Source organism: Bacillus sp. C30 (assembly GCF_040838255.1).
GTDB classification, from domain to species: domain Bacteria; phylum Bacillota; class Bacilli; order Bacillales; family Bacillaceae_G; genus Bacillus_A; species Bacillus_A mycoides.
In genome coordinates this window covers 1-6,660 of sequence record NZ_JBFPJH010000181.1, presented here as the reverse complement: position 1 = coordinate 6,660, position 6,660 = coordinate 1, and the positions used below count along the sequence as shown (strand labels likewise).

Here is a 6,660-nt window from a genome sequence, read left to right as displayed (position 1 = left end):
ATAAAACACTACTGAAATAGTGAAAAGGTAAATCGTATGAAGAAAGTTCTTTTGTAATTATCTAAAAAACTGACAATCTATATTTTCAGAAAGTACATAAACGAATTTATCTTTTTGTATTTCCACATGATTGAATTGTTCGTTATGAAGTGAATTCATACAATTCAATCGATATTACGATATAAAAAAATATGAAGGAAGTGACTTTAGCATGGAAACGCTCGAATTGGCACGAATACAATTTGCATCAACAACGATTTTTCATTACTTTTTCGTTCCGCTGTCTATAGGTTTAGCTTTTATCATTGCGTTAATGCAAACGTTGTATGTGGTAAAGGGACAAGAAATTTATAAGAAGATGACAAAGTTTTGGACACAAATATTCCTTGTTAACTTCGCAGTAGGTGTAGTAACAGGTATTTTACAAGAATTTCAGTTTGGTATGAACTGGTCAACGTATTCACGTTTTGTTGGTGATGTTTTCGGACCATCACTTGCAATTGAAGGTTTATTAGCATTTTTCATTGAGTCTACATTCCTAGGTTTATGGGTATTCGGTGAGGATAAACTTCCGAAGCGAGTTCACCTTTTATGTATTTGGCTCCTCTCAATAGGAACAATGTTATCAGCATTTTGGATTTTAACTGCAAGTGCATTTATGCATGCCCCAGTAGGATATGAAATGGCAGCAGATGGACGTGCGCAAATGAATGATTTTTGGGCGATTATTCAAAATCCACAATTATGGGTGCAATTCCCGCATACAATTACAGCGGCAATTGCAACTGGTGCATTCTTTATTGCAGGTGTAAGTGCATGGAAAATATCAAAAGGTCAAGAAACTGCGGTGTTTAAAAAATCGTTTCGAGTTTCTATCGTTGTTGGAACAATTACAACTGCATTGGTATTATTTTTCGGTCATGCACAAGCACAAAATTTAATTAAAACACATCCGATGAAAATGGCAGCAGCTGAAGCATTATGGAATACGAGTGAGGATCCAGCGCCATTTACAGTATTTGCAAAAATTGATACAGAGAAGAAAGAAAATTCGTTTGAAATTCAAATCCCTTATATGCTAAGTCTATTGTCATACGATAAATTTAGCGGTCAAGTTGAAGGGATGAACCAAATTCAAAAACAATATGAAGAAAAATATGGACCTGGAGATTATATTCCGCCAGTACATACTATGTTCTGGAGTTTTAGAGCGATGGTAATGAGTGGAACATTCATGCTTCTTTTAGGAATGTACGGCTGGTTCTTATCAAGAAAAGATCGCTTAACTGAAAACCCTTGGTATTTAAAAATAATGGTATATGCAATTGCACTACCGTTTATCGGTAATACAGTAGGATGGATCATGACTGAAATGGGACGTCAGCCTTGGGTTGTCTTCGGTGTTATGAAAACAGAAGATGCTGTATCTCCAAACGTTTCATTTGGAGAAGTATTATTCTCTCTTGTTTCATTCACATCACTATATTTAATTGTTGGAGGAATTACTGTTTACTTATTCGTTCGTATCATTAAAGGACATGCGAATAAGAAAACGAAAAAGGATTATCAAAGCCATGATCCATTTGATAAGGAGGAAGAGTATGTTATCTCTTAATGAGTTGTGGTTTCTAATTATCTCAACCTTATTCGTTGGCTTCTTTGTACTTGAAGGTTTCGATTTTGGTGTAGGAATTGTTTCAAGGTTTTTAGGGGAAAACGATTTGGAAAAACGTATATATTTAAATACAATTGGGCCGTTTTGGCACGCAAATGAAGTATGGCTTGTTTGTGCTGGTGGCGCTATGTTTGCGGCATTCCCGCACTGGTATGCAACTTTATTTAGTGGGTTTTATATTCCATTTGTGTTTATGCTTCTTGCATTAATTATAAGAGGTGTTTCCTTTAAATTCCGTGCGAAAATAGAAAATCATAAATGGAAGAGTTTCTGGGATTGGGGCATGTTTATTGGAAGTTTGCTACCTCCTATACTTTGGGGAGTTGCAATCGCAAACTTTATGACAGGTGTACCAATTGATGGAAGTAAAAATATGGTAGGCGGATTTATGAAATTACTTCACCCATTTGCGTTACTTGGGGGAGTTATGTTTCTTCTTCTATGTATTGTTCATGGTTTGCAATTCCTTACTATACGTACAACAGGAAAATTACGAGAACGCGCACGTATTGCCGCGACAAAGATTGCACCTTTTGCATTAATAACACTTCTTGTTTTTGCAGCTGTAGGGTTATGGAAAACAGATATTTTCACCGCACATGGTTCAGAGTGGCTAATGGTTCCAATTGGAGCTTTTGTAGCGCTATTTGTTTCTACTTTATTAAATAAAAGAAGAAGAGATGGTTGGGCTTTCTTTATGACGAGTTTAACAATCATTTTGTTAAGTGCAAGTGTGTTCATCGGTATGTTCCCGCGTGTCATGATTAGCTCATTAGGAGCGGGAAATGATTTGACAATTTATAATGCGGCATCAGGACCTTATGCATTAAAACTGATGAGCTATTTTTCTCTTGCTATTTTACCGTTTGTTATCGGTAGTCAAATATGGAGTTTCTATGTATTTAGACAACCTGTTAAGTCAGACAAAGATTTGGAGTACTAATGAAAAGAAAAAGAGGACTTCCGTCGTATCCTGGTAGCCGAGTTTTATATGTAACTTTAAGTCTTATTAGCATTTTAGAGGCGTGTAGTATCATTGCGCAGACAGTATTTTTAGCACGAGCAATCACATTTTTATTTCATGGAGAAACAGTGCAAGCTGTGCTAAATGAAACTGTTTATTTTGGGATCACGTTTGCAGCACGCCAAATGTTGGTGCGAACATCGCAAATATTGGTTGAGCGTTTCGCTGAAAAAACAGGATTTGCATTACGTAAACAGTTAATAGAAGCATATTTTACGTTAGGGCCGAGATTTGTCCAAACGAATGGGACTGGTCATCTGGTTACTTTATCGATAGAAGGTATTGAGAAATTTAAAACATATATTGAATTAACAATTCCTAAAATGATTAGAAGTAGTATCGTACCGGGGCTAATTGTTCTATATGTTTTAACACTGGACATTAAGTCTGGAATCATTTTAGTTGTAACGATTCCAATTGTGATCATATTTATGATCCTTCTAGGATTAGCAGCGCAGAAAATGGCGGATAGCCAATATGAGACATATCGTGTACTTTCTAATCATTTTGTAGATACGTTAAAAGGATTAGAAACATTAAAGTATTTAGGGAAAAGTAAACAGCACGAAGGAAAGATTGAAAAAGTAAGTAAACGATATAGAAAAGCAACGATGCGTACTTTGCGAGTTGCTTTTCTTTCTTCTTTTGCATTAGATTTCTTTACGAGTTTATCAATTGCATTTGTAGCAGTTGGATTAGGGATACGGTTAATAGATGGGACAATTATACTGTTGCCAGCTCTTACGATTTTAATTTTAGCGCCGGAATATTTTCTGCCGATTAAGCAAGTTGGAGCGAATTATCATGCTACATTAGATGGACAACTTGCAATGGAGCAAATAGAAGAAATTTTACAGAAACAAAAAGAAATAGAAAAGAAAGATTCAAATGTAGATATAGTATGGAATTCTTCTAGTAGTTTGAAATTACAAGATGTAAAAGTAAATAATGATGAATCTGAAAAGGCTATATTAGAGGGAATTGATTTTACTTGGCAAGGTAACGGTGCTATAGGCATTATTGGTGAAAGTGGGGCAGGGAAATCAACGCTAATCGATGTGTTAGCAGGATTTCTACCTCCTTCCGGTGGGAAGATGTTAGTAAATGGTGTGGAAATTGGTGAATCTACTCAAGAAGATTGGCAAAAAAATATTGCTTATATTCCGCAGCAACCTTATATTTTTCCGCTTTCATTAAAAGATAATATTTGTTTCTATGAAACGAATACAATTGATGAAGAAGTTGAGAGAGTTATTAATGAAGTTGGTCTTCGTTCGCTCGTTGCATCATTACCACATGGGATGTACGAAAGAATTGGAGAAGGTGGACGTATGCTTAGTGGCGGACAAGAACAACGTGTCGCTATGGCACGTGCACTTTTAAGTAAAAAGCCAATCATTTTATTAGATGAACCTACAGCACATCTTGATATTGAAACTGAATTTGAAATAAAGCAATCGATGTTACGTCTGTTTGAAGGTAAGTTAGTATTTCTTGCAACGCATCGTCTGCATTGGATGAAGCAAATGGATCATATTCTTATTTTAAATAAAGGGGAAATTAAAGAAAGTGGAACATATGAAGAACTTTTAAAGAATGAGACATTACATTTTCATAGGGAAGAGAGGGGAGAGCGATGAGTAATTGGATTAAACCTTATATACAGCAAAATAAAGGTAGAATGACGTTGACTATTTTCCTCGGGCTTCTTGGAGTTAGTTCAGGTGCGATGCTACTTTTCATTTCAGGTTATTTAATTTCTAAATCTGCTCTCAGACCAGAAAATGTAATGGCTGTATATGTTCCTATAGTTGCAACGCGTGCGTTTAGTATAGGGCAAGCTGTCTTTCATTATTTAGAGCGTTTAGTAGGGCATGACGTCGTTCTACGAATTTTAGAAAAAATGAGAACAAAACTATATAGAATTGTAGAACCACAGGCGTTATTTTTACGCTCTCGATTTCAAACTGGTGATGTACTAGGTGTATTGTCTGATGATATAGAACATTTACAGAATCTATATTTACGTACAATATTCCCTAGTATATTAGCGTTAGTTGTATATAGCATTTTCGTAATTGTTATCGGTGCATTTGACTTAGTATTTGCACTTATCGCAGCTTGTATGTTAGCTGTTATTGTTTTTCTTCTCCCATTCGTATCACTACTTTTGATGAAACGACATCATGTTGCTTTGAAGCGAGGAAGAAATCGTTTGTATCAACAATTGACAGATGCTGTATTTGGGTTATCTGATTGGCAGGCGAGTGGTAGAAAAGATGAATTTATTAATGCATATGTAGAGCAAAATGTCCAGCTGTTAAAGACAGAAAAGAGAGTGAAACGCTGGTACCATATTCGAGACAGTATCATTCATTTAATAGTCGGCATTGTAGTTATTTCAATGATTATGTGGACTGGAAATCAAGCAGCAAGTGAACAGATTGCACCTACAGTTATTGCAGCGTTCGTATTAATGACATTATCTGTGACAAATGCGCTTATCCCTATATCAGATGCTATTGATCGAATTCCATCTTATGTAGAATCTGCTCATAGGCTTAAAAGCGTAGAAAGTGATAGCATTTTGCAAGATGGAAATGAGTTACCTGGAGATAAAGATTACGTTGCACAAAAACATATAGATATTGAACTGAGTAATGTGTCGTATAATTATCCGGATAGTAATGAACCTGTATTAAAAGATGTATCATTGCAAATAAAGGCAGGAAAGAAAATTGCTATTTTAGGTAGAAGTGGAACAGGAAAATCTACTTTACTAAAACTGTTAACTGGGGCGCTACGTCCGGTGAGTGGGCAAGTTATATTGAATGGTGAACAAGCTCGTACGGGTTTTTTGTCAAAATATATTTCTGTATTAAACCAAAAACCACATTTATTCGATACGACAATTGGAAATAATGTGCGGATCGGTAAACCAGAGGCTAATGATGAAGAGATATGGAGAGCTTTAGAGAAAGCACAGCTAGCACCGCACATTGCTTCTCTTCCTGATGGATTACAAACAAAAATGCATGAAATGGGAAAGAGGTTTTCTGGCGGAGAAAGGCAAAGGGTAGCATTTGCAAGAACTCTTATGCAAGAAGCATCGATTATTGTGCTTGATGAACCAACTATCGGTTTAGACCCTAAAACGGAATTAGCCTTAATAGAAACAATGTTTTCTGCAACAGAAGAAAAGACTGTTATTTGGATTACACATCATCTTGTAGGAATTGAACATGTAGATGAAATTATTTTCCTTGATAGTGGCCAAATCGCTATGCAAGGTAGTCACGAACAGCTACTGAAAGAAAATGAGAAATATCGTAGGTTATATGAGCTTGATAAAGGTATATAAGAATGAGATGCAAAAAAACACAAATTCTTGGTAGTTCAAGGTTTGAGTTTTTTTGTATTTGTGGTGAAATCATATAAGCCGTATAAGCCGTATAAGCTATTTGATCATGAAATGGTTATATATTGTTAGAAAGGGTGTTTAAAACCTATCCTTTCAAGGCAATACTTGAGCCATAGTGAATGGATTGTTGGAAGGCGTGATTATATGTTTGAAGAGGATGGCATTGTTTTAATACTGGAGCCTGCTGATGAGCGGAATATGAGGAAATTTATTTTTACAGTACCGAAGTCAGTTTATGAAAAAAAAGAAATTTTATTACATTACGGAACACCTTTAGGTCAAGGATATACGGACATTATAGAAGATATTATTAGTGTACATATAGACATAGATATTATAACAGTAATAGGGCATGTGCGAGGATAAAGAGAAACTTTAATTAGTGAGAGTTATAAGTATCTGGAAAACAGACGTACTTAAAATAAGTATGTCTGTTTTTATATTTAAATGAAGATAGTTTCGAGGTACATGTTGAACAGGATAATAATGATTTTTCTAGAATGTATAAGAGGAAGATTAAAAAAATAAGATATGATGTGA

General features: G+C 35.3%; 5 protein-coding genes. All 5 read left to right on the top strand.

What is annotated here, in order from left to right; translation table 11 throughout:
* Positions 1-211: 211 nt before the first annotated feature.
* The 5 genes from cydA to AB3X49_RS15560 all read left to right on the top strand — a co-directional run bounded on the left by cydA (position 212) and on the right by AB3X49_RS15560 (position 6,486).
* Positions 212-1,615: a cytochrome ubiquinol oxidase subunit I gene (gene cydA, locus AB3X49_RS15580; RefSeq protein WP_002012335.1), complete on the top strand. Its 1,404-nt coding sequence runs from the start codon at positions 212-214 to the stop codon at positions 1,613-1,615.
* Entirely contained in the window at positions 1,602-2,618 is a 1,017-nt protein-coding gene (gene cydB, locus AB3X49_RS15575; protein WP_367963175.1) for a cytochrome d ubiquinol oxidase subunit II, read from the top strand. The genes cydA and cydB overlap by 14 nt, the downstream gene beginning before the upstream one ends.
* A complete protein-coding gene (gene cydD / locus AB3X49_RS15570) occupies positions 2,618-4,339 on the top strand; it encodes a thiol reductant ABC exporter subunit CydD (RefSeq protein ID WP_367963172.1) in 1,722 nt (573 codons plus the stop codon). The genes cydB and cydD overlap by 1 nt, the downstream gene beginning before the upstream one ends.
* Positions 4,336-6,060 (top strand): thiol reductant ABC exporter subunit CydC, encoded by a 1,725-nt coding sequence (cydC, locus tag AB3X49_RS15565; protein WP_002186109.1) that lies wholly within the window; start codon positions 4,336-4,338, stop codon positions 6,058-6,060. Before cydD ends, cydC begins: the two co-directional genes overlap by 4 nt.
* A 204-nt stretch (positions 6,061-6,264) precedes the next feature.
* The gene (locus AB3X49_RS15560) at positions 6,265-6,486 is read left to right on the top strand and encodes a hypothetical protein (RefSeq protein WP_002031341.1); all 222 of its coding nucleotides are present in this window, start codon (positions 6,265-6,267) and stop codon (positions 6,484-6,486) included.
* Positions 6,487-6,660 lie beyond the last annotated feature (174 nt).

Excerpts from the sequence above, each read along its gene's own strand:
- cydA (WP_002012335.1), top strand. The coding sequence starts at position 212 with ATGGAAACGCTCGAATTGGCACGAATACAATTTGCATCAACAACGATT.
- cydB (WP_367963175.1), top strand. The coding sequence starts at position 1,602 with ATGTTATCTCTTAATGAGTTGTGGTTTCTAATTATCTCAACCTTATTC.
- cydD (WP_367963172.1), top strand. The coding sequence starts at position 2,618 with ATGAAAAGAAAAAGAGGACTTCCGTCGTATCCTGGTAGCCGAGTTTTA.
- cydC (WP_002186109.1), top strand. The coding sequence starts at position 4,336 with ATGAGTAATTGGATTAAACCTTATATACAGCAAAATAAAGGTAGAATG.
- AB3X49_RS15560 (WP_002031341.1), top strand. The coding sequence starts at position 6,265 with ATGTTTGAAGAGGATGGCATTGTTTTAATACTGGAGCCTGCTGATGAG.